At 40.0% G+C, this 24015-nt stretch carries 24 protein-coding genes; 4 read left to right on the forward strand and 20 right to left on the reverse strand.

Annotated features, from left to right (window positions below; genetic code table 11):
- The first annotated feature begins 218 nt into the window (after nucleotides 1–218).
- Nucleotides 219–1169 carry an L-threonylcarbamoyladenylate synthase gene (locus tag ACO05G_RS03945; RefSeq protein ID WP_421764784.1) on the forward strand — a complete coding sequence of 317 codons (951 nt, stop codon included), beginning with the start codon at nucleotides 219–221 and terminating at the stop codon, nucleotides 1167–1169.
- Here ACO05G_RS03945 and ACO05G_RS03950 read toward each other — a convergent pair whose 3' ends face one another.
- The 3 genes from ACO05G_RS03950 to ACO05G_RS03960 form a co-directional block, all read right to left on the reverse strand.
- Entirely contained in the window at nucleotides 1170–2336 is a 1167-nt protein-coding gene (locus ACO05G_RS03950; protein WP_421764785.1) for a hypothetical protein, read from the reverse strand.
- 36 nt (nucleotides 2337–2372) lie between these two features.
- Nucleotides 2373–3863: a S10 family peptidase gene (locus ACO05G_RS03955; protein WP_421764786.1), complete on the reverse strand. Its 1491-nt coding sequence runs from the start codon at nucleotides 3861–3863 to the stop codon at nucleotides 2373–2375.
- Between the two features lie 129 nt (nucleotides 3864–3992).
- A complete protein-coding gene (locus tag ACO05G_RS03960) occupies nucleotides 3993–5411 on the reverse strand; it encodes a BamA/TamA family outer membrane protein (RefSeq protein ID WP_421764787.1) in 1419 nt (472 codons plus the stop codon).
- Nucleotides 5412–5503: 92 nt separating this feature from the next.
- On the opposite strand from ACO05G_RS03960, the gene yidD reads away from it, so the two are divergent.
- Complete coding sequence (gene yidD, locus ACO05G_RS03965) at nucleotides 5504–5722, forward strand: membrane protein insertion efficiency factor YidD (protein ID WP_348284980.1); 219 nt, start codon at nucleotides 5504–5506, stop codon at nucleotides 5720–5722.
- On the opposite strand, the gene ACO05G_RS03970 is transcribed toward yidD, so the two are convergent.
- From ACO05G_RS03970 to ACO05G_RS04010, 9 genes are all read right to left on the reverse strand, one after another.
- Complete coding sequence (locus ACO05G_RS03970) at nucleotides 5723–6547, reverse strand: peptidylprolyl isomerase (protein ID WP_421764788.1); 825 nt, start codon at nucleotides 6545–6547, stop codon at nucleotides 5723–5725.
- A gap of 99 nt (nucleotides 6548–6646) precedes the next feature.
- Nucleotides 6647–7978, reverse strand: coding sequence for a S41 family peptidase (locus tag ACO05G_RS03975; protein ID WP_421764789.1), 1332 nt, complete (start codon nucleotides 7976–7978; stop codon nucleotides 6647–6649).
- Between the two features lie 305 nt (nucleotides 7979–8283).
- Nucleotides 8284–8730, reverse strand: coding sequence for a hypothetical protein (locus ACO05G_RS03980; RefSeq protein ID WP_421764790.1), 447 nt, complete (start codon nucleotides 8728–8730; stop codon nucleotides 8284–8286).
- 260 nt (nucleotides 8731–8990) lie between these two features.
- On the reverse strand, nucleotides 8991–9572 hold the full coding sequence (locus ACO05G_RS03985; protein ID WP_421764791.1) for a hypothetical protein: 582 nt from the start codon (nucleotides 9570–9572) through the stop codon (nucleotides 8991–8993).
- Nucleotides 9573–9575: 3 nt separating this feature from the next.
- Complete coding sequence (locus tag ACO05G_RS03990) at nucleotides 9576–10406, reverse strand: adenylate/guanylate cyclase domain-containing protein (RefSeq protein WP_421764792.1); 831 nt, start codon at nucleotides 10404–10406, stop codon at nucleotides 9576–9578.
- A 382-nt stretch (nucleotides 10407–10788) separates the two neighbouring features.
- On the reverse strand, nucleotides 10789–12615 hold the full coding sequence (gene nadE, locus ACO05G_RS03995; protein ID WP_421764793.1) for an NAD(+) synthase: 1827 nt from the start codon (nucleotides 12613–12615) through the stop codon (nucleotides 10789–10791).
- A gap of 325 nt (nucleotides 12616–12940) precedes the next feature.
- Nucleotides 12941–13585 (reverse strand): ribonuclease III, encoded by a 645-nt coding sequence (rnc, locus tag ACO05G_RS04000; protein WP_421764794.1) that lies wholly within the window; start codon nucleotides 13583–13585, stop codon nucleotides 12941–12943.
- Nucleotides 13586–13666: 81 nt separating this feature from the next.
- Nucleotides 13667–14920: a beta-ketoacyl-ACP synthase II gene (gene fabF / locus ACO05G_RS04005; protein WP_421764795.1), complete on the reverse strand. Its 1254-nt coding sequence runs from the start codon at nucleotides 14918–14920 to the stop codon at nucleotides 13667–13669.
- Between the two features lie 25 nt (nucleotides 14921–14945).
- On the reverse strand, nucleotides 14946–15182 hold the full coding sequence (locus ACO05G_RS04010; protein WP_089358163.1) for an acyl carrier protein: 237 nt from the start codon (nucleotides 15180–15182) through the stop codon (nucleotides 14946–14948).
- A gap of 115 nt (nucleotides 15183–15297) precedes the next feature.
- On the opposite strand from ACO05G_RS04010, the gene ACO05G_RS04015 reads away from it, so the two are divergent.
- Nucleotides 15298–15726: an IPExxxVDY family protein gene (locus ACO05G_RS04015; RefSeq protein ID WP_348284989.1), complete on the forward strand. Its 429-nt coding sequence runs from the start codon at nucleotides 15298–15300 to the stop codon at nucleotides 15724–15726.
- Between the two features lie 14 nt (nucleotides 15727–15740).
- Nucleotides 15741–17171 carry a pyruvate kinase gene (pyk, locus tag ACO05G_RS04020; RefSeq protein WP_421764796.1) on the forward strand — a complete coding sequence of 477 codons (1431 nt, stop codon included), beginning with the start codon at nucleotides 15741–15743 and terminating at the stop codon, nucleotides 17169–17171.
- A gap of 4 nt (nucleotides 17172–17175) precedes the next feature.
- On the opposite strand, the gene ACO05G_RS04025 is transcribed toward pyk, so the two are convergent.
- The 8 genes from ACO05G_RS04025 to ACO05G_RS04060 all read right to left on the reverse strand — a co-directional run bounded on the left by ACO05G_RS04025 (nucleotide 17176) and on the right by ACO05G_RS04060 (nucleotide 23929).
- Nucleotides 17176–17697 (reverse strand): hypothetical protein, encoded by a 522-nt coding sequence (locus ACO05G_RS04025; RefSeq protein WP_421764797.1) that lies wholly within the window; start codon nucleotides 17695–17697, stop codon nucleotides 17176–17178.
- Between the two features lie 774 nt (nucleotides 17698–18471).
- On the reverse strand, nucleotides 18472–18939 hold the full coding sequence (locus ACO05G_RS04030; protein WP_421764798.1) for a hypothetical protein: 468 nt from the start codon (nucleotides 18937–18939) through the stop codon (nucleotides 18472–18474).
- A 134-nt stretch (nucleotides 18940–19073) separates the two neighbouring features.
- The gene (locus ACO05G_RS04035; RefSeq protein ID WP_421764799.1) at nucleotides 19074–19232 is read right to left on the reverse strand and encodes a zinc ribbon domain-containing protein; all 159 of its coding nucleotides are present in this window, start codon (nucleotides 19230–19232) and stop codon (nucleotides 19074–19076) included.
- Nucleotides 19232–19606 (reverse strand): DUF423 domain-containing protein, encoded by a 375-nt coding sequence (locus ACO05G_RS04040; RefSeq protein ID WP_421764800.1) that lies wholly within the window; start codon nucleotides 19604–19606, stop codon nucleotides 19232–19234. The genes ACO05G_RS04035 and ACO05G_RS04040 overlap by 1 nt, the downstream gene beginning before the upstream one ends.
- On the reverse strand, nucleotides 19607–20224 hold the full coding sequence (locus ACO05G_RS04045; protein ID WP_421764802.1) for a hypothetical protein: 618 nt from the start codon (nucleotides 20222–20224) through the stop codon (nucleotides 19607–19609). It lies immediately after the preceding gene.
- 180 nt (nucleotides 20225–20404) lie between these two features.
- The gene (locus ACO05G_RS04050) at nucleotides 20405–20608 is read right to left on the reverse strand and encodes a hypothetical protein (RefSeq protein ID WP_348285000.1); all 204 of its coding nucleotides are present in this window, start codon (nucleotides 20606–20608) and stop codon (nucleotides 20405–20407) included.
- A 146-nt stretch (nucleotides 20609–20754) separates the two neighbouring features.
- Complete coding sequence (locus ACO05G_RS04055; RefSeq protein ID WP_348285001.1) at nucleotides 20755–20958, reverse strand: hypothetical protein; 204 nt, start codon at nucleotides 20956–20958, stop codon at nucleotides 20755–20757.
- Between the two features lie 97 nt (nucleotides 20959–21055).
- Nucleotides 21056–23929, reverse strand: coding sequence for a tetratricopeptide repeat protein (locus tag ACO05G_RS04060; protein WP_421764803.1), 2874 nt, complete (start codon nucleotides 23927–23929; stop codon nucleotides 21056–21058).
- Between the last annotated feature and the right edge of the window lie 86 nt (nucleotides 23930–24015).

The raw sequence follows: 24015 nt of genomic DNA on the forward strand, positions 1-24015 counted from the left end.
AATAGGCAATGACCATCACCCAAAAATGATAATTTACAATATTTGGGATAATACCTAGGTCCATTAAGATAACGAGCAGTGCAACAATTATAGATGCAATTCTTAGCGTATTTCGGGTTCTTGATGTCATTTCTTTGGTTTTCAACTAAAATAAGTATTTCAAAGTGACATGGCAAATTGAACCGCTTCATTCATCTTTGCAGAATTATTAAGCAGAATTGGCCGAAATAGGATTAAATATCGAAAAAGCAGCGGAGTTGCTAAACGCAGGGGAGATCATTGGAATTCCTACGGAAACAGTATACGGGCTAGCTGGGAATGCCCTCAATGAAGATGCAATACTTCAAATTTATTCGGCAAAGAATAGGCCTAAATTTGACCCCTTAATAGCCCACACCGATTCACTCGAAAAGGTTGAAGATCTCGTAAAAAATATTCCTGAAAAAGCAGCAACTCTTGCAAAACACTTTTGGCCGGGTCCATTGACCATTTTACTGGAGAAAAAGTTAAACGTACCTGACTTGTTGACTTCAGGACTATCCAGGATAGCTATACGCATACCTAATCATCCATTGACAAAACAACTGCTGTCAAAGCTTGATTTTCCACTGGCAGCCCCTAGTGCTAACCCTTTTGGTTATGTGTCGCCGACAACTGCTCAACACGTTCAGGATCAGCTGGGAGATAAAATTCCTTATATCCTGGACGGAGGTCCTTGCAAGGTAGGTTTAGAGTCAACAATTGTTGGTTTTGAGAACGACGAAGTAATAATTTATCGATTGGGTGGAACCAAGGTAGAAGAAATTGAAAAGCTTATTGGCCCGGTGAAAATTCAAGTAAACGAAAGCTCCAACCCAGCTGCGCCGGGAATGCTTAAGTCTCACTACTCCCCGGGAAGAAAAATGATTATTGGTGATATCAAGGAGAATTTGAAGGGGCTTGATAAGATGACTACAGGAATTCTATCCTTTAATAAGCGGTATGACGTTCCGGACGGTAATCAGACAGTCCTTTCTTCAAACGGAGATATTGATGAGGCAGCCAGAAATATTTTTGCTGCGCTTCGTAAAATGGATCAACCACATATAGAAGTTATTCTTACCGAATTTCTCCCAAAAGAAGGGTTGGGTAAAGCAATTAACGATCGTCTGCGCAGAGCAGCAGTATGATTACTCGCCATATTCCTTCTTATACAACTTATCAAAGGGAGTGAGTTCACCGCTACTGTTGATAAAAAGCGTGTAGTCAAAGTCTTTATTTGACTTTAAAGCAGCGTCATCATCTGTATGCTTAATTAAGGTGGCAGCATTGGTCTTGAGTAGCCCCGGATAGTTATAATTAAATCTTTTCAGATCACTGGATATAATGAGTTTGTTAAATAGCGCTGAGGTTTTAATGATTGATACTTTGCCATGTAAAGGAGAAAAAGTTAGTTTATCCAGTTTGTAAATAGAAGAGCCTTTGGTTGCATGCCTCATTCCGATTACGCACAAAATCCCTTTATCAGGATATTCTTCATTCAACGATATGAATTTTTTATAGATCAATCGATCCCTGAATTTGTAATTGTTGTTTGGATTGGTGTAATCAAAGGTTAATCCATCATCCATTTCCAGAATCATGGTGGCAAATTGGACAAAGTCATTGCCGAAAAATTCGGTGTATGCTTCACTCTTACGTTCCACATCATCTATGGAAGTCAATACCAATTGCTCTACCAAATCTCGATCATAATAATACATGACTGATAGTCCCTCATAGCTTTCCCGGTGCTCCCTCGTATTTTGAAAGATTTGCCGAAAAACACCCAGGGTTTCCTGAAGCGATGGAGGTATCTCTTTTTCACCAATCAGCTCATTGATTACAAATATGGCTGAAGCCATTTTGTATTCGATATCAATACTCCTGACAAAAATTTGATCATCAGCAGGAAGTGTGAGGTTGAAGGCTCTTAAATTTTCGAAAAACTCCCAATTTTCTTTACCCCAAAACAACGTATTTCTAACAATTTGTCGAAGCTTAATGGTATCCCCGGTAGCCAGGTAATCATTAATCATGTGTGCAGCACTTGCCCCTTGTTCGATAGCCAGGATGCGTACATTGGCTTTCTGATGAAGGTAACGGAGAGCCTTTAGGGTTGCCTTGGGAACCGTTCTGATGTTATGCCAATGCTCTGCCAGAACGAACAATTGATTGCTATCAATTTCAATCAGGTCGAAACCGGTAAAATCAGTATCGTTTTCAATGCTTACCGCCTGAATGTTTGGAGCGCTTTGTGCGGATGAAAAAACACTCGATATTAGAACGATTACATAAAAGGCATACTTAATTTTCATCTAATTCAGCAACGCTAGTATTGATCGTTAAATTGCTCATTCATACTTAGCAGACTTGTCTCCAGGTAAAGTTTTTTGAATAAACTCCCTTAAATGATCATTGCTGCTAATGAGGTCCTCGTTTCTTAAGTACATCATATGGCCACTTCTGTACCCTTTGAAGGATAGTCGATCTCTCATTTTTCCACTCGGGTCTATTTGCCACATGGTATATTTAGCATCGAAATACTTGGTGGCACCATCGTAGTATCCACTTTGAATCATCGTGTGGAGGTATGGGTTCTGAGCCATAGCTTGTCTCAAGTTCTCTCCAGTATTGTTGCCATCTCTATTCCACGGATAAACCGATCCAAACATGTTGTATTTGATGTCTGTGTCATACTTTAACACATTCTTGTAGTAATAATTGATAGCAGGAGTAAAGGCATGTAGCCAACTGGTTAGCTCGGAATTAAAATCCGGACGATCTCCTCCTTCTGTCCGATCGATTCCTTTGTATCTGGAGTCAAGCCGACCGACTGTGTATCCCTCATCTCTTAAGAGTTCCTTCCAGAAAAATGAGGTAGGTACATCCAGGTTGTACTGAAGAATGACTTTTTCTGAAATGCCCGAATAACGAGCCATCACCCTAGCCGCTTCTTTTTTCTCTTCCATGCTGGCGAAACCACCTTTGGCTAAAGTTGGCATTAGTTCTTGTACTGAATATGTTTCAATTTCATCCAGCACTTCCAAAAGATCCTTGCTCTGTAAGTCTGCGGGCAGTTTTTTATGGTACCAGGCAGCAGCTGCAAAATAAGGAACCCGCAAAGCGGCACCCAATGGTCCATCTCTACGCCCTTGTCCACTGTGTATGCCCAACTCCGTAGGCGACACTAAAATCACTCCATTCAGATACATCCATTGCCTATTTTGAAGTTCTAAGGCAAGACCGGACACTCGTGTGGTACCGTAACTTTCACCTATCAAATATTTAGGAGATTCCCAGCGGTTTACACGAGATACGAATGTGTTGATCCATTCTGCCAGGTATGAGATATCCTCGTTTACACCAAAAAAGAACCCCCGATCCGTATTTTCTTTGTCAAGGATACGTGAATAGCCGGTATTTACTGGATTTACAAAGACGATATCAGCCATGTCCAACACAGAGTTTGGATTGTCTTTCACTCCATATGGCTGAACAGGGAACCCTTCGTCATCCACTTTTAAGATTTTAGGTCCTGTGTAGGCCAGGTGCATCCACACGGAAGCTGATCCCGGACCACCATTGAATGATATCAACAGCGGACGATTTGCTTTATTCTTTATGTCTGTGCGCTCATAATAGGTATAATGCACCGCAGCAATTGCTTTTCCATCATCATTCCAGACAGGTTGAGTACCAGTTGTTGCTTTATAAGCGACAGACTTTCCTTTGATCGTTACCGAGTGATTGGTTTCGATTGTCTCGTCTGCCGGGAGGGTGCGATCCTGAGCAAAAACTGAAACAGATAGTAGGAGTGCAAAAATGGTGAGTGTACGAATCATGGGTTTAGTATTTTGGTTCGAATTAGGTAGAAATCTACCAAATAATCGCTGAGGAAAGAAACAAAAAGACATACTCGGTCTATCCGAATGTCATTCGGTCAGGAGGTATAGGATAAATTGACTTCTAACTCAGAATAGGGAAAGGACATTGATGAAAAAGTTGGTTTCTTCCTCACCATTTCTTGAGAACTCAAAACGGAAGGTGATGTCATTGACGAGTACCAGGTCTATTCCTGCACCTGCACTGTATATATACTTGTCTGTAAGGGGAGCACTTCCTTCATAATCGGGGTAACCTTCTGCATACCCCTGATCAAAGAAGATTTTCCCATAAATGAAAATAGGAAAAGTCTGGAATTGCCGGACAGGCATGGCCTTGCTGATATCATACTTGCGACCAAAAAGTTGATGTTTAAACTCATTTCGCTGCAGCACATAGGAGCTGGCCTCAATCAGTCTCAGATCGTACCCACGGATCACCTCTTTTAAAAATCCAATGGAATGGTAGTTGAAATAGCTTCTTTCAGCCGCATTGGTGGTGCCCATAAGTGAAAGGTTACTTACCAAGAAGAAGTTGTCTTTCAATTCCCAATATTTGGTAAGTTTAATTCTGGCGCTCCAATAATCTACCCCATCATCATAGATGCCTAATCCAAACTTGGTCAGGCTTGCTCGGTACCACTCACCTTTAGTCGGGTAGTTCCGGTTATTTCGTTTATCCCATGTATACGAATATCCCAGGGATAGGTATTGCTGCTGAGTTTGACTGTCCCCCAGGTAGTTTGGGTTGATATTCGCAACCGTATCGGCTACATCCACTCGGAGGTGTGAAAGGCTGGTACGGTGAAAGGAATAAAAAGAGCTGCGATACGAATGCACCACGGAATTAGTATAAGCTCTTCGTAGCACTTGTTCGCGTGAAGAAGTGAAACGCCGAATGTTTTCAATGGTAGTAACCGGTACGTTTTTAGCCTCAAAGTAGCTGGAGCTAAATAGTAGTCCGTTTCTTTGTTTCTTATCGATGTAGGGAATCTGATAATACAGGTTGAGTACGGTTTCAAAACCCGTTTGAAGCCACAAGCGAAGTACTTCATTTCTTCCCCGGAAATTATATTGAGTAAGCTTAAGCCCATAGTTGACTCTACTCAGGTCCCGATCGCGGTTGACCCACCAATCATTAAAGTTTCGGTCGGTCAATCTGAAGATGGGAAAAGGGTAGAAGTACCATCTTTCATCCACCAGGATCTTTACATCTGTACTTCCATCTTCATTGGTGACTAAATCCATTTTGACCTCATTGAAGAGGTTGGTGTTGTAGATGCGATTTCGATCCCAAACAAACATGCTGTCCAGTTGGTACCGCTTATAAGTAGCTCCTTTCTCAAATGATAGTTCGCGAGTGATGATTTGAGGCTTTGTCTTAAAGTTGCCTTCAATGATGATCTCAGAAACCTGAATCGATGTGGTAGAATCAATATTCTGTGCTTCTGCAACGGTGCAGAGCGAGAAGAGCAAACTGAAAAAACATGTTTTAAGGAGTCGGTGCATTGAGCTTAATAAATATCCGTCCCGGTATTCATAACCAACAAACAGAACGATTTTTTGCTGGGTGTGCAAGTTTTGGATGATACTTTTGCAGGGTGAGTCGCATCCTAAAGAAAATACTCATTTTCCCAGTTTTGGTTTATCAGTATTCGATATCTCCACTGTTCCCCAATTCCTGTCGGTATACTCCGACTTGTTCACAATACACGAAGGAAGCCATCCAGAAATATGGACTTAAAGGACTTTGGATGGGTTTGAAACGTATCGGGAGGTGCCACCCATGGGGAGGAAGTGGATATGATCCGGTTGAGTAACTATTCCTTTTGTATTACCGCTCGAAGTATGCGTACATCTTCTTTTGGTCGATCCAGATCGTTGGTTTGTACTGCAGCTATTGAGTCCACTACAGCTAAACCGGAAACCACCTCTCCAAAGACCGTATAGTTTTGATCCAGGTGTGGAGTACCACCCAGGGTCTTATAAACTTCCCGATGTTCTGCGGGAATCTCATAACGTTCAAAATTTTCATAGTCTTCTCCCAGTCTTCTGAATCGTTGGTTGATACGACTGGCTGTCGGCCAATCTTCAGTTTCCAGTGCTTGCATCAATGAATCAAGATCGGCACTATACGCTGAATCATGTTTGACATAATATTCTGCCAGCCAGCCATTGATGCGTGTTTCGGCCTGATTGAGCAGGCTGTCGTTAAATACCTTACCCTGGACAATGTAAAACTGGGTACTACTGGAAACACGGTCCGGGTGATTTCCTCTTGCTGCAGCCAAAACACCTTTCTTGTGAAATAGATTCGATGCGAATTCCGCTGGAACGGTGTACGGAAGGTCACCATTTCCTAAGGTATCACCAGGCTGTGCAGCCTTGCTGTTGGTATCTCCACCCTGAATCATAAAGTTTTCAATGACCCGGTGAAAAAGCACGCTATCTAATACCCCATCCTCAACAATTTTGATAAAGTTGTCGCGATGTAAGGGCGTCTCATTATAGAGCTGCATGACAATTTCACCTTTGGTGGTAGTCAGCTGAACTTTGGTAAGCGGAGTTGATTCGGTTTCTTCTTTTTTTGTATCTGGTGTACATGCAATTAGGAGCGCAAGGGAAAGGATGGTTAGGTATCTCATGGGATTATGATTTGGATGAAGATAGGAAGTTTATTGATAAGCTACTAAAAATACCGATTAGCAGAAACCAGCTGTTATTTATTCATTATGCTAAACCAGTTATTCTTCATTTTCAAGTTTCTCCAAAATATATTTCAGAGGTGCATTTTCTCCTTTTATATACGACTCAAATGTGGGTATGACTTCATGGTGTGGTATAACTCCACTACCAAAGGGCAGTTTGGGATCTACATTCATGACAAATTGTAAAGCCGGAATATAAATCTCGATTTTTGAATTTGGCAAAACTAGTTTTTTACTGTAGCCGCTTGTGTTACCCAAATATCCACCACCAGTTTCCTGTCCAACAAAAGTTGCCAAATCATTGGTGTAAACCATGTTACTAAATTCACTTCCTCCGGAATAAGTAACAGGACCAATAATCACGTAAGTTTCACCAGAGAATTTGTGGCTAGGTTCTTTTTTATACGCCATTAAACCGTGTCCAATTCCTTCTTTTCTCTCTAAAGAACCGTCTTTGTTCTTTTTGTTAACAAGTACTCTTTCCAAAATGCCAAGTGCTTTGAGTTTAATTGGTTTATCTACACCATTGTCTAAAATAGCCTTTTGTGTTTTTACTCTTACCGTCCTGTATTTTTGATAGTTGTTTCCAAAGTAAGAATACAATAAACCTTCATTTCCTTCATTTCCGCCGGTATTTTCGCTTACGTCTATGACAAGTGTTTTTATTCTATTGTCATCTATGGATTTAAAACTATTTTTGAGAAAGGATTTGAGATTCTTTTCTTCTGATTCCTTTCTTATATCTCCATTATCAAAGGAATGAATACCTAAGTAGGCAATTGAATCTGTAAGTAATTTGTATTCTAGTATATCTTTCTTCCCCGGATTTTGGCTCTTCTGGTATCTACTTCTTAGCTGCTTATTGATGTCATTAAGACTCAAGCCTTCAATTATTATTGGCTCCTTAATTTCTTTAAACTTAATTTCAAATTGGTCTGACAAACCATAGTAATAGAAGTAGTATCTGGAAAAACTAAAGCCACTTAAATCGCTGTATTTTACTGCTTTAATATATCCATCCGATGCAAAAAGATTTCCGATTTTATTTACGATGGTTCTTGGTGTCTCACCATTTATAGATGCTACCTGTTTTCCTTCCAGGGGTAAAGCTTGAAAATCGGAAGCGTTTTTAGTGCAGTAAAGTTCTTCACCTAAGAAGACAAAGATTAAAGGCAAATATCTCGCTTCGGTTTTTAGTTTTTCCCTTGTGATTTCAGAAAGATATATATCCGTGTGATCTTCTCGTGAAAGTGCGACTAGAGGTGCTATGAGTTTATGGAACTCAAGCACATTTAAATCATTGGTTATTTTATTTCTAACCTGCTGAAAAGCCCTATCTACACTATCTTTTGGTGTGTACCAATACATCCCGGAATGAAATTTATCCAATCCCTGATAAAGAATTTCAAGGTCATTTAACAGCTTTTCTTTCTTGATCTTAGGATAATCTCCGAAATCCTGAGCATGTAAGAAATGCAATGAAATGCAACAGATTATTGTGCTAACTAATACGCTCTTCATTTAGATTTTAGATTGGCTGCAACTCTTAGTTAAATCCGTAGGCTGACCGTTGCAATTTCTTTATAAAGCTATCCGAATCAGGCACTTTTCACAAATAGCTCAGGAATGACTAAGGATTTTTTAGCGTTTGTCAGCAGCTTACTCCATATCTGCTAATTAAACTGTAAATAATATAGTAGTAAGCTCTCCAATGCTCCGATAAAAACGCTTATTAGGATTTCCTTCAAAGACAATTTCCTTAAAGTAAATGGATTTGCATGAGCAACCCAAAGTGCCACGATAGCACAACATACAAACAGTATGGTGGTGAAAGTACTTAGATTATTGGATAATATTCCCATCCAATCCAAAGCAGTTATTTCGAAAATCGTATAGCCAAAAATCGCCATCGCGAAATTCGATTTCTGATCTCTTCTCAATACATACACTCCGCTATAAAAGAGCATAATGCTAATAACATATAGAGAAAACTGAATATAATAATTGAAGCTCATCCAAACTTGGAGTTGAATAGTAAATTCAGTTCTGGTAATAAAAATACCAAGAGTAATTAGTGCTACAAGAGTGAATACTGTTCCAATAATTTTTCTTAGTACCATTCTTTGAGTTTTAGCTAAACAATATACAAAATTTGAATAGGCTTAAAAGGTAATTGAGAACAACCATAAGCTAGTGCTAAGTGTGAAGGAAATTCTAATAGTTGCTCTAATTGCATCTAACGTCTTAATAAAAAATGTAGGGATTAAATACCACTTTGCTTTCCTTAACCTACGAGCCAAGATCGATTTTAAAATTAATATTTTACTTAGCGGTCTTACTTAAATCCTATGAATTTTCAGATTGCAGATCAGCCCTATGTTTATTTATCTATTGTTAGCATTTGTTTTTTTCTATTTATGGCTTTAAAACCTAATATTACTAGAACTATAATCAGGGCAATAAAATAAACGCTTGTTGAAATACTTTTTATGAGAGAAAAAGTACTAGTTGTTTTTACTGCAATTTCTGTAAGGTCAGGATAGCTTTTCAACATTGTGATTATTCCGAAATTCTCTAAATAATCTGCAATTCCTGCAATTATAGGCAGTAGGCATAGATAAGCAAATTGGGTATTTAGTTTATTTATTTTTTTTAGAAAATATCCTAAAAGCAAACAGTAAGTCAGTGCGAAAAGTAGCGGATAAATCATATCCACAGGTATTTGATTTGTTAAATAAGTCGCACGTCCAACTTTTCCTAGCGAGTTGAATAGTTCTCTAACATAATTCAATTCATATCCTGTTGGCATCATATCTAACAATTTCATTCCGTTCGAGAAATTCATTGTTCGGGGAATTGTAACAGTTAGCATAAAGGAGTAAACGATATTTGTCAGAACAAAAAATCCTAAGACCTTTTTTCCTGATATGTTCCGTTCGATAAGTTTGGTTAATCGTTTCATTTTTTAATAAGTACTAATCGTGTTTAACTCTATTTTTCTTTTCTTCCCTCTTAATTCTATACTTCCTAAAGGTATTAGTTTAAATCCGTCAGTATCAGAAATAAGATCAAAGGTCTCCTTAGAAAGCAAGATGTCTACCCTGTAGTGATTACATTTTTCTTGGATTCGAGCCGTAGTATTTAGTACATCTCCTGAATAGATGATATCCTTCTTTATGATACCAATTTCACCTGCCATGACAAGGCCATAATGAAGACCTGCCTTGAATTCTGGAATGACCTCATATTTCTTTTCGTAGATCGGCCCTAAATCAGTAAGTCTTTGCTGAATCTCAGTGAAGCACCGAAGACAATTCGCATTTCGAATGCCCTTTTTAATCGACCATGAGATTACAATTTCATCTCCAACATATTGATATATTTCGCCATCATTGTTAAGAATCGTATTGGTGATGTCAGCAAATACATCATTCAGTAAATTAAAGTATTTCTCATTGCCTATTTTCTCAGCAATAGTAGTTGAAGAACGCATGTCCATAAACATAAAAATTCTTTCTTCTTTTTTCGGTTGGTGGTAATTTCCTGCGAGGAATTTTAATAATATACCAGGGCCAAATTTATCATTGACTTGTAATAAGAAAAGAGTTAAAAGTGTGATAGTACCCCACAAAATAAAATTTACAATTAAAGTCGGATTAAGAACGAACCCTAAAGTCGTTTTCATGGCGCCAAACGAAATTCCCAGTAGTCCATATTCTCCTATCAACATTGCTAATGAGGCTACCAAAGAAACGAGGACAAAAATCAAGACATAAGCTATGAGCGTAGTGAGCATAGCGAATTTGAAAGATCGCCTACGGAACAATTGGCTATTAACCCAAACAAGCAAGACCCCACCAAGCACCCCAGCAATTAGCCCGATTAATATGGTTGTTAGAAAATAAGTGCTAACGTTGAATTGAGGTGATGGACCTAGGGAATATGGGGAATTGATTGACGTATAAATGAAAAAAAAGATGAAAATATTTAGCAGAATGTAACCAATAGTAATTATGGCTACCTTGCTGAGATTCATCTTTGACTGTCGGGATAATTTCATCTAATGAATGCTAACTATAATATAAACGCCACAAACCCGTGCAAATCTTTCGGTGTAGTGAGTATTAGTTCTTAAATGGAAAATTAGTAAAAAAGACATTTAAGCTTCTGCGGTACAGCTAAAGCTTCTCCAATTCTTCCAGATATCCACCACTCAAAATCGGGAAGCGATACCAGGAGCGAGGATCGATATTGAAATCATCGAAATGAAAGCTGGGTGCGTAGCGCTCGCGCTTCCATTGGTTGCGGGTCCAAAGTCTGAAAAATTTCTTAATCCAGTCTTTCAGCTTCTTGTGCTCATAATCACTTTTGAGTGAATCAAATACCTGCTTAGGTGCCTTGCCATGCAGGATGGCTTCACGCTCAATTTTCATCAGTACTTCGTACGGCATTAAATCATCTTCATCTGTCTGATGCTGGTCCTCCGGACGAAGCTCCGCGGTGGGGGTGAGGCTGTTTACTTCTTTTAGGCCACTAAAGCCAAGCTGGTGCTCCGCATATTGCAGCCACTGTAACACAAAATGCTTATCCACCCCGGCGATAGGGGAGATACTGCCACTGGTGTCACCATCCATCGTTGCATAACCCACATCACCTTCACTGCGGTTGGAGGTGGCCATCAGCAACTTGTTTTCCAGATTTGCCAGCATCCAAATAATTGGAGATCGAGTCCTGGCCTGAATGTTTTGCAGCGTAATATCGTCCTGTTCCCAGGTGAGTTTCCTGCCTATTGCCTGCTCAATGGTGGAACGATACTGATCGACTTCTGCGTCAATGTCCCAGTTGTAAAATGTTGCGCCAATACTCTCTGCCAGGTTTTTTGCAGAATTGAACGTAGCTTCTGAGGAGTTTTTGGTGGCTTGATATGCGGTGGTCAAAAGTTGTTGCGTAATAGCTTCAGGTGTTTCTCCTTCCAGTTTGAAACCTAGTTTATCTTCTAATCCTTCCTTGCCTCGCTGTTCCAGTGCAGTTCTCACTGCAAAGCTGATCAGTGTCGCGATTGTACTGGAATCGGCACCACCACTTAATGAAAGCACAAAGCCTTTGCTTCTACTTTTCCTGCAATAATCAAACAGTGCCAGCCCGGCAGCATGCGAAAATTCTTCCTTTCGATCGCTGTAATGTGGTTTAATGTTTTCAGTAGCAGTATGATTACCAAAGTCTACCTCAACTTCGAGAAGTCTGAAATCGTGAAACCATAACCGATGATTTCGTCCTATTAGTTTCCCTTTTTGCGCGATGAGTACATCGCCATCGTAGATCATACGACCGGCCTCATTACCAAGCAGGTTGGCATATAGGTATACACAATCAAATTGTTTTGAGCTTTTAATTACTAAATCTTCTCTGAATTCAGATTTACCAAATGCAAAATGAGAAGCACTTGGGTTAAGGATTAGGTCAACTTTAGTTTTTAGGTGTTCACATGGGCGATCGGTCACCCATGCATCTTCACATATTTCAAAACCAATGGTGATGCCTTTATAATCAACGGTGATATGACCTATCGAATATTCATTTCCATCGACCTGGATGGTGTCTATTTTTTGAGATGGCCATGGGGTAAACCAACGAGATTCGTAATGAACCCCGTCATTGGCCAGCTTTTGTTTGGCATAGAATCCGGTAATTGTACCATCTGTAATCAAGCAGGTGGTATTATATATTTGGTTGTTGAACCGAATCGGTAGGCCGATTGTAACTGCAATGTCTTTTGTATGGGGGAGTATTTCAATGAGTTTTTCTGTTGCTTTTTCAGGCAGCCACTGACTCAGAAACAGGTCTTCGCATCCATACCCCGTGATGCAAAGCTCAGGCAAGCATAGTAAATCCACTCCTTCATCTTTGGCCTGTGTGATTGCTGACCTTATGTTGCGAAGGTTATTTTCCCAATCAATGGGTGTCTGATTGAGACATGCGCCTGCGAGTTTTAATTTATGGCTCATCTATTTAATTGTCATTTCGATTTCACGAAGTAGCGTGAAATCTACTTTCAATTATTTAACTTCTAATAAACCATTGCAAAGTACTTACGGTTTTTCATAAAAAAGAATATCCATTACATCTTCCGGCTTAAAAGTCTTATGTCATTTCGATGTATCAGCTTTTGCTGATTAAAGAGAAATATTTATTAAAGTAAAGCTTTAATTGCACTGATTGAGGAATATCTCTCCGCCTCCTACGTCGTTGTTCGAGATGACAAAATAGAAGAGTTATTGGCAAGGCGTTCGAGATGATAAATTCATGAATATGAAAAGAGAGCTGAGGTGTTCATTCTCCTAAATTAAGCTTCTCGTATGTTTTCTGTGCGGCATCCTGTTCAGCTTTCTTCTTGCTAAAGCCAAATCCTTTAGCCATCGGGGTGTCATTGAGAAAAACCTGTGCGGTAAACTTCCGATCTGCCTCTGAGATAATTTCAAAACGGAGTTCTTTGTTCTCTTTTTGTGACCACTCGAGTAATCGACTTTTGAAATTGGTGGTTTTGGAGATCAACTCCTCCAAATCATAGTGAGGTTTAATCAACTTTTTAATAATGAAGCTTTTACAATACGGAAAGCCGTGATCCAGATACACTGCTCCAATGAGTGCTTCCATGCAATCTCCATACACAGACCGGTGAGCTCTCGACCCCTGATTGTATTGGACCAACTCTTTCAGACCAATTTTCTGTCCAAGTCTGTTTAATGATTCCCTGTTGACAATTTTCGCTCGAATTTCCGTTAGAAATCCTTCCTCTTTGAAAGGGTATGATCGATACAAATATTCGGCTATAATCATACCCAGAATGGCATCACCCAGGTATTCCAGTCTTTCGTAGGAATTCTTTATTCCCTGGTCATTGACAGATGCTACGCTGCTATGTCTCATCGCCTGCTTATATAAAGCCAGGTTGATAGGCGTACGTCCTGTGATCAACCGGAAAGATTGACGTAGGTTTTTTTCAGATTTAAAGGAGTTGAGTAGTCGGCCCGATAGTCTTTTCGGAAACGATGACACTTATCCGCTGTATTTGCCTATGATAATGGAGGTATTGTGTCCTCCAAATCCGAAGGTGTTGCTCATGGCAATGTTCACTTCTCTTTCCTGTGCTTTATTAAAAGTCAGGTTTAGATTCGGATCTATTTCCGGATCATCCGTGAAGTGATTGATGGTTGGAGGGATGATTCCTTTCTCCAATGCCATCAGACAGGCGATAAATTCCACTGCGCCAGCTGCACCCAACAGGTGGCCGGTCATTGATTTAGTTGAACTGATGTTCATTTTAGCAGCGTTCCCGCCGAATACTCGTTGTGCTGCTTTAATCTCTCCTGCATCTCCCAGTGGGGTAGATGTACCATGAGTATTCAGATAATCTACCTTATCTGCTGTCAGACCTGCATCTTCAAGTGCGTTTCTCATTACTAACTCAATACCGGTTCCTTCCGGGTGAGGTTGGGTAATGTGGTAGGCATCCGCAGACATACCGCTTCCGAGTACCTCGGCATAAATTTTGGCACCTCTGGCTTTTGCGTGTTCCAGTTCTTCAAGCATAATTGCTCCAGCACCTTCACCTAATACAAAACCATCCCGATCTTTATCATAAGGTCGGGATGCGGTCTCAGGAGAATCATTTCTTTCGGATAATGCCTTCATGGCATTAAATCCTCCAATTCCTGATGCGATGACTCCTGCTTCTGATCCACCTGTAAGAATTGCATTTGCTTTTCCCAGCTGAATGTAAGCATAGGCATCAGTAATTGCGTTATTTGACGAAGCGCACGCAGAAACAGTTGCAAAGTTTGGTCCCATGAATCCATATTTGATGGAAAGGAGACCCGGTGTGATATCCGCAATCATTTTTGGCACGAAGAATGGATTGAATCGAGGGGTGCCGTCACCTTTGGCGAAATTGATCATTTCGTCCTGAAACGTACTAAATCCTCCAATCCCTGATCCCCAGATAACACCGATACGTGTTTTGTCTACACTTTCAAGATCCATTCCTGAATCTTTGATTGCTTCCTCACCGGTGACCATCCCATATTGGGTATTCGGGTCCATTTTTCGCGCCTCTTTTCGATCCAGAAAGTCGGTAGGCTCAAAACCTTTGACTTCACAGGCGAATTTTGTGCGAAACTTTTCGGTATCAAAACGAGTAATTGGAGCCGCACCGCTTACTCCTTTGGCCAAAGAATCCCAATATTCATCTTTAGTATTTCCCAAAGGGGTAAGGGCACCAATTCCGGTAACGACGACTCGCTTTAATTCCATAAGTTTTATAAGCTAAGTGGGTTAATTACTTAACGTTTTCTTCAAGATAAGAGATAGCATGACCTACTGTGGCGATGTTCTCAGCCTGGTCATCAGGTATAGAAATGTTGAATTCTTTTTCGAATTCCATGATCAACTCTACGGTATCAAGAGAGTCAGCTCCTAAATCATTGGTGAAGCTTGCCTCTGGAGTAACCTCAGACTCTTCTACACCTAGTTTGTCAATTATGATTGACGTTACTTTTTGTGCTATTTCAGACATTTTGTGTAATGTTTGGTTAAAAAATGAGTTGCAAAGAAATATATTATCAGACTAAAATCAAATTAGTATGGCAATACATCTTCGTTGCTAATTTAGGTCTTAGCTTGCACATAATATGAAGAAAAACAAATTAGATGGTGGCTATTCAATTGATTTCGAATTGTTTGGTCTGGTTTGTAATAAAAAAGAATACAAACTGGCCTGGCATTTAAATCAAGCATTGGACATTTCTCTAATTAAACAGGAGGATATAAAGATTGAGTATGCGGATCATACGTCTATTTTAATTTCAAATTATTTATATGAAACAGATTATTTGCTATTTGAATTACTTCAAAACCGCTTATTGGGAAGTGGAAATCAAAAAAATCAACTTTTGATGCCCGAATTAAAACAATTTGACTACCTGCTGAAATTCAGAGATCAGACGGATGAAGTCACTTCCGAAAACGTTAGCGCAATAATCAAGGATATTCCTATCATTGAGTATGCCATGCGACTTAACTTTGATGTCTTAAAATCGAAAGAGAACCTTCTTTATTAAACCCCATTTTCTCTATGAGTTCAATAACTAAAAGAACGAAAATTGTCGCAACACTTGGCCCGGCCAGTAATGACAAGAATACCATAACGAAGCTGATAGAAGCTGGAGCGAATGTTTTGCGGTTAAACTTTTCACATGGTTCTCATGATGATCACCGGAAGGTGAAGGAATACATCAGAGAAGTGGGTAAGGAAAAAGATTATCATGTTGGCATCTTGCAGGATTTACAAGGTCCTAAGATTCGAATTGGTTTGATGAAGGATGGTGGTGTAGAGATCGCCGATGGTCAGCAATTGATCATTACAACAGAAGAGGTTGAAGGGAATGCAGAACGTGTCAGCACGGTCTATAAAGAAATTGTGCATGATGTAAAGGCTGGTGATACCATCCTGATCGATGATGGAAATATTGAGTTAAAAACGGTTTCGGTCGATAATGGAGAGGTAGTAACAGAGGTTGTTCATGGTGGTGTCTTAAAATCCAGAAAGGGCATCAACCTGCCAGACACGGTGGTATCTGCTCCGTCACTAACTGAAAAGGATCTGGAAGATTTAAAATTTGGCCTTTCGCTTGATATCGACTGGATTGCACTGAGTTTTGTGCGAAAGGCAGAGGATATCCGACAATTGAAAAAAATCATAGAGGAGGCCGGAAAAGAAACGAAGGTGGTTGCCAAAATTGAGAAGCCGGAGGCGTTACGAAACATTGATGAAATCATTGCAGAGACTGACGGGATCATGGTAGCGAGGGGAGATTTGGGTGTGGAAATCCCAATGCATGAGGTGCCGCTGTGGCAAAAGAAGATTGTATTAAAATGCAATGAAGCAGCTAAGCCTGTGATTATTGCAACTCAAATGATGGAGAGCATGATCGAGAATCCGCGCCCTACACGAGCAGAGACGAATGATGTAGCGAATGCGGTAATGGATGGGGCTGATGCGTTGATGCTTTCGGCAGAATCTGCAGCCGGAAAATTTCCGGTTGAGGCTGTTCAGAAAATGTCTGAGACCATCATGGCGGTAGAGTCTGAGGCCGATTCCATTTACAATAAATATTACGATAAGCAATTTGAGTCAAGCACTAGAGTAAACGACCTATTGATACGTGCAGCATGCCGACTGGCGGAGAATACTGAGGCGCGTGCTTTGGTATGCATGACCAAATCTGGATATACTGGATTTAGAACTGCTATGCATCGATCAAGAGCCGAAATCTATCTGTTTACCAATAACGAAAAGCTATTGCATCAGATGTGCCTGGTCTGGGGAGTAAAAACCTTTTTCTACGATGCACACGAGAACATTGATAAGACCTTGGTTGAGATTGAGAAAAAATTGGTGGAAACGGGCAACCTTAAAAAAGGAGACATTTTCATTAATACCTCATCCATGCCGCAGCACTGGCACGGTCACACTAATATGATGAAGGTAAGTGTGGTAGAGTAGTTGATTAGTCCACTTTTTTAGACCCTTTTTCCACGTATTTCCATATGCTTGGATCTTTCGGATCTCCGTACTTATTCTCACCAGTCCAAACGTACGTAGTGAAGTCTTTATTGAAGACCAATTGTCCAAGTCGTTCGTGAAATTCCTCTGAATTTGCCTTGTTTTGAATGGTGAGTGTCCGTGTTTGAGCTTCCCAACTTAAAATATCCAGTTGTATTTTGTGCCAATTGCTGAAGATGGAGACCATCTCGAATTGTTCCTCTTTTGAGTTGTAATGGATGTACCAGCGGTACACACGCTCCTTTCCAGATGAGGATATTGCTTTTGCATCCAGCTGCAGATAAGTGCTATCCAGCGCATATTGGATAGTTCGTTCACTTTTTTCCCACCAACCATTTTCTTCATTGTCTTCCCTCACCTCCCAATCCCCAACCAAAAAAGCCAGATCATGGATGCGATTTTCTTGAGAGTAGGAGGCATGGCTTAACAGCATAATACCAATACAAAGTGAGCGTGTGAATTTCATTGGGGCTAGTTAAGACGTTTCGATTATTAAACGACTATTGGGGACAGACGTTTTGAAAAGGGGAGTAGTGGTAAAAAAGCGTTGATGAACCTAGTCGTCTATTTCTAATCAATAGTGGACTCTTGTGATAATTCCATCAGTTGAAGATGGTAGATCGTTTGATGTGCTTAGTCTATTTCTTTTTAGCGATCATTTTGTACTTTGTTTGAGAGGCATGTTTACTCTCCTTATCCTCAAAAATGTAGTTGAAATCTATTTCAACTGGTCGTTCATCAAATTCCAGATCCGCAACGAACGTTAGCCAAACTATGTGTTAATTCAGTCTAGGCTTTGTTTTGGCTCCTGTTTTTTCTTCGCTATTAGTAATAATGAGTCTCCATCCTCAAATTCAGCATATTCTTCAATCAATATAATTTCAAAGTGGTTCTCAAAGAAATCCGTCAATGAATGCTTAGTGTGATAGTTCACGAAAAGACCTTTGAAAAATTCTGATTCTTCTCCTTTCCAAAAAGAATGACAGATAATTCCATTGGTGTTTAAAACGTTCTCAACATTTTTACATATGAGTCAATGCCCTGCACTTCGATTACTTGCCAAGTTCTTGGCCCTGTTATCTTGAAAGTTCCAAAATCGTATGTCTTGACTTGAGAGTTACAACAGTTAAGTGTTAGAGATATGAGTGCTATGAGGATTTTTATGCGCATTGCTTATGCTTGCCAACGTCTTGATAAAATGAGTTTTAATGCATTTTTATCTTTTGTGGTAGCTAGTATTTTATATTAATACTCGATTTTGCTTTTTTGCTTCAGCGTCTTTTGCAGCACCAAACATCATTCCGAAGACCATTCCGATACCTGTTCCTGTCGATAAGCCAATAGCGGTTCCGATACCTGCCCCAAAGGCTGTTCCTAATACTAATCCCATCCCCGATCCGAACATCATTCCATATACCATTCCTATACCAGTGTAATATCCTTCGGTAATAAATGAAAATTCCTTATTTAGATATGTTGTAAATTCATTAAGCTTTCTTTTTAGATATTTTTTTCTGTTTTCGGAGTTTGCTAATAGGTCCAGGGAATCTAGTTTAAGCTCAATAGAATTCAATTGCTGTTCAGTTAATTCTCTGTTTTTTAAGTTCGATAGTATATTAATGAACCCCTGATAAACTTTTGATTCAGATTTATCATTTGTTTTCTCGATTAAGTCTTTGAAAAAATCTAATGCTTCACTTAATTTCATTTTTCATATTAGCTACAACAATTGTATAAACGCAACAAACGCGTGCAAATCACATAATAAGATATGATTTACAAGTTTTAGGGCATGTCACTGACACTCACTTTGCTAAGTGTCTATTTTCAAATATACCGTTATCAAAAGAAAAAAAGATAGAGTAACATCACCACAATGAGCAGGATGGCGACCCATTTATAGCTTGTGCTAAACTCGGCGAATTCATACTGGCAAATGGGACACACTTTGCTATTGGCATCTACTTTCATAGCACATGACGGACACTCCTTAGTTTTCATCAAAGTGATTTTACAGCAGTCACCAATAGAAATACCCATCCAAGGATGAAAAGCAATCCACCGATAGGGGTAATGGCACCCAGCCATTTCATGCCGGTAAAACAGAGGATGTAAAGTGATCCTGAGAAAATCAGGATACCAAAAGTCATGCTATACCCGGCATAGTTGAGCCAGAGGCTCTCGTATTTGGTCATAAGAAATGCTATTGCCAGCAAGGCCAATGTATGATAAAACTGATATTGGACAGCTGTTTGAAATGTATCAAGTGTGCCTGATGCTTGTAATTTGTCTTTGAGTGCGTGCGCACCGAAAGCTCCCAAAGCAACGGCTAGCAAGCCGGAGATGGAGGAAATGATGAGGAATAGTTTGTGCATTTATTTTTTCTCTTGGTAATACGAGGGAATCTCGAATAATCCTTCCAAAGGCGTGATATCAACTTCTACCTTGGTTGCAATGGTTTCAATTAATCGGTCCCCCAGTTTTGCTTTTCGTTTCATTACGAGCCCCTTCCAGACCCACAGTTCCCGAAGTGCTTTTCCTTCAAAAGTATATACCTGGCATGTTTTGCCTAAAAGCAAAGAATCCGCCTCGGTTTGCTGACCTCCCATGGAAAACAGGATGGCCTCTGATACCAGATCTGGTTCTTTGTAGGACGCCTGCTGACTCCACTTATAATCTTTTTTCATCGTATACGTGCTGTCATTTTCACTCAGGCGATAAACAAAATCTCCGTCGATTAACTCAATCAATGTTTGTGTACTGCTGATCCCATAGAGTTCGAATGTCATGGAGCGGGTGCGGAGGCTGGTCCATCCATAATCTTTGAAGATCATGTTCTCTTCTCCTTCGGCATCTCCGGATATCTTGTAGGCAATTTCTGCACTTTCGATGGCATATTTCTTCATATCCTGTGTTCGGAGCTCTTCGGCTGTTTGAGCCTGGGCGAGTGCAACAACTGGAAGTATTATTAGAAGGTTGAGGATAAGCTTCATGGGGTGTGGGTTATTTCTTCAAAGATAAAAAATCCCCAACGATAGTGTCGGGGATTGATCAATCAACTTAATCAACGTCAAATAATTTAGTTGATTGCCTGGATAGTGGCTTCTATCTTCCTTGCTCAATTACGCTATTAGCTATTCTGTTCCAGAGGATTTGTATGGATAAAGTAAAACTCATACCCTAAAATGCAGAGGTTCATTATTGTGTTCATTCATCTCATGCACAAGTTTAGAGAGGATCGCATCGGGTATTCCCTTCATCTCTTCCACTTTAACAATTTCACCATTAAACAGGCTCGTTAAAGAGATTCTTTCAAATTCCGTTTTTGTTGAGTAGGCATACTCATTAGAAATTCTACTGTACCATATGATCATCATATTAGCTGAGTTTAGTTCAAATCATGGTTCAATTTCGAATGTTAGAACTTACCGTTTTTGTAAAAAAACTTCTATTTCTTGCATAAAAAAACCCCGACGATACCGTCGGGGTGTCAACCAGCTATAGTCAATCCCTAGTCAGGGGATTATCTTAAATGTCTTGGTCTGCACTTATTAAGTTCGCGCACAATCTTTCTTAGCGTAAGTTCGGAAGCATCATTAAATCGTTCTAAAGCCTGAATTTCCTGTGGATGACCTGATGCAGATACGGTCTGTCTAAAATCATTCCAGGATCCAAACTGATATGAACTAAGTGAATTATTGTACCAAAGTATTTGTGTTTGAGTCATGGCGGTAATTGTTTTTAATGACTTTGATGGTTCGAAGGTGGAATGGTTTAATTTATATTTCCTGCCAAGTCACTTTTAATTCCTGCCAAATTCATTTTTACTCCCCAATAACCTCTTTAAATGAGTGTCCAAACCGTTTTTCGTATTGCGAAGCAAAAGAGCTAACGTTATTCATACCGATAATTTGTGCAGCTTCGGTAGCTGTTCGCACCTTATTATTGGAAAGGTAGTTCTCCAGGTACTGCCATCTGACTTCTTTTATTAACTCATAAGGGGTAAGGCCGGATATTTTCTTAATCAACCGATATACTTTTCGCTCACTGGCAGCCATTTCATCTGCCAAATCCAATACGGATAGGTGTGGATCATCTATCCTTTTGATGATTAACTTTTCCAGTCGCTGCATGATGTTCTTTTCAAACTCTTCTGCCGTTTCACCATAGAGTTTGGAGAATACTTTATTACTATCCCAATCACGACTAAGAATATTCTGGATTTTAAGTGTTAGCTCTTCTTTGTCAAAAGGCTTGCTGATTACATCTTCAGCTCCTTTTGCAATGAGATCCAGTTTTTCCTTTTTATCCGTTCGGGCACTCACCACAACTACTGGGATTTTCTTAAGCTCCTTGTCTTTTTTAAGATGATCGACTAATTCGAATCCGTCCATGTAGGGCATCATTAAATCCGTAATGATCAAATCTATCTTCTCTGCCTGAAGCATATCCAATGCGCTGGAGCCATTAGCAGCCATATATACCCTAAAATCCGTGCTAAGGATACTTTGAAGGTAACTTCTAAGCTCTCGATGATCTTCAACAATCAGCACAGTTTTCGCATCTTCTTTAGCCGTTTTTATCCCTGGTACTTGTAAGCGCTGCTTTTCATCCTGAAGGTCCATCCACAAGGAGTTTCGCGTGACCACATCAAGAGAGCGCTCCGGCACAATGGCTTTTGAGATCCAATCGCTTTTCTTGAAAGGGAATCTAATAGTGAATACAGAACCGTTTGGATCACTGGAAGCTTTGATGCTGCCACCGTGGAGCTCTACAAGTTCTTTGACTAACGCCAGTCCAATTCCTACTCCTGCCTGTGAGGTATTGGCATCTGAGGATTGATAGTATCGGTCAAAAATGAGTTCGAGGCTTTCTTTTGGTATCCCGGGACCTGAATCTGAAATCGAAATATTGAGATGGTCCTGATCAGTATTTAGCTGTACATCTACTACACCATTATCCGGGGTGAATTTAATGGCATTAGACAGCAGGTTGTAGATGATCTTTTCAAACTGATGCGGATCGATTTTGAGCGTGGTTTCATCCTCGGCATGAGTCGAGAATTTCAGTTCGATAGCCTTAATATCTGCAGCACTACTAAACATTTTGGTGAGTAGTCTGAGGTATGGGACAATCTTGACGTATTGCAGTTCCAGGCTTACTTTTCCTTCTTCGAGGCGCGTAAGATCCATGATTTCATCGGCGAGGTATAAAAGTCGCTTTCCATTTTTAATCCCCATATCCAGTAGCTCTTTCGATTCCTGATCCAGTATTTCATAGTCGCGCTCCGTAATCTTATCCAAAGATCCGAGAATCAACGTGAGTGGTGAGCGAAGGTCATGTGAGATATTAGCAAAAAACCGGGTTTTAGCCTGGTCCAGTTCTTTAAGTTTTTCCGATTGGGACTTGATCTTGGTGAGAAGGTTTTTTCTTTCGGTTAACTGCTTGCGTAAAAGGAGAGCAATGATGACAAGCAGCAATACGATGATGATTGCTCCAATAATCAAGAGATTTTGCGTTTGAATTTTCTGTTCCCGGATGATTGCTTCTTCCTTTAGAATCTGATTTTCTTTCTCTTTCAGCTCGTTTTGAAATTTTGCTTCCGTTTCCTCTGCGAGTCTTATCACGTTTTCATTATTAATCGAGTCCTGAATGAGGCTATAATCATAGAAGAGCGTGGCTGCACGCTCAAAGTTTTTCATGTTAGCCTCAACAACTCCCAGACGAAACGTAGATTCGGCTTTTCGCTCCATACTTGAGGAGTTGCTGGCAATTTGATAGGCCAATTCTGCATTTTCTTTGGCCTTATCAAACTGATTGAGTTTAATGTAGATTTTAGCCAGGCTGATGGCCGGATAAGTAAGGGAAAGGTTTTCACCAAATTCCTTTTTTATCGCAAATGCCTTTTCAGCATAAAAAAGTGCAGAATCGTAATTGCCTTCATTATAAAAGGTCTCCCCAATGTTTCCATACGTGCTGGCAAAATTGCGCTTGTTACTAAGGATTTCCATCCCTGAAATGGCTTTTCTGAGATATTTTCGTGCTTTTTCGTACTCCTCCAGCTTCATATAGCTGATGCCCATGTTGTTGAATATTCCCCTGGCTCGTCGACTTTCCTCCCCGACAATGGATAGTGCTTCATCATAGTATTCAATGGCTTTTTCAGGATTGTTCATTTGATGATAAACCAACCCCAGGTTACTCATTGTACTGGCAGCTGAGGCTTCCTGTCCTATTTCCAGTTTGATCTGTATGGATCTGGTAAAGTATTTAATAGCGGAATCATATTTTCCGATTAACTCATATGAATTTCCGATGTTGTTACTGTTGGATGCGATCCCTCGTTGATTGTCTAATTTTTTATTTATGGCTAGCGATTTATGCAGGTCTTTGATGCCATAGTCATCCAGCTCATTCTCTTTTTTAATAACTCCAATGTTGGAATAACCAAAGGCCATGAACTGTTCATTGGCTAATTTTTTTGCAACTTCAATTTCCATTGCTGCATACATCAAAGCAGAGTCAGCGTCTACTCTTTTATATGTCCATGCAAGTTCATCCAATACCCTAAATCGAAGCGAGTCATCGGTCACCGTGATAAGGTCGTTTTTCAGACTATCGAGAAAGGGTCGAAGTTGTGCATTTCCCTGAATGGCAATCAGAGTGGAGATGAAAAAAATAATAATCTTATGTGGCATGGCGGTATGTCTTAGTGACTAAAGATATAAAAAAAGCTCCCCTGAATAGATCAAAGGAGCTTTACTTCTACCCACGGTGTTATGCG

It is taken from the genome of Ekhidna sp. (genome assembly GCF_965227465.1).
GTDB lineage: Bacteria > Bacteroidota > Bacteroidia > Cytophagales > Cyclobacteriaceae > Ekhidna.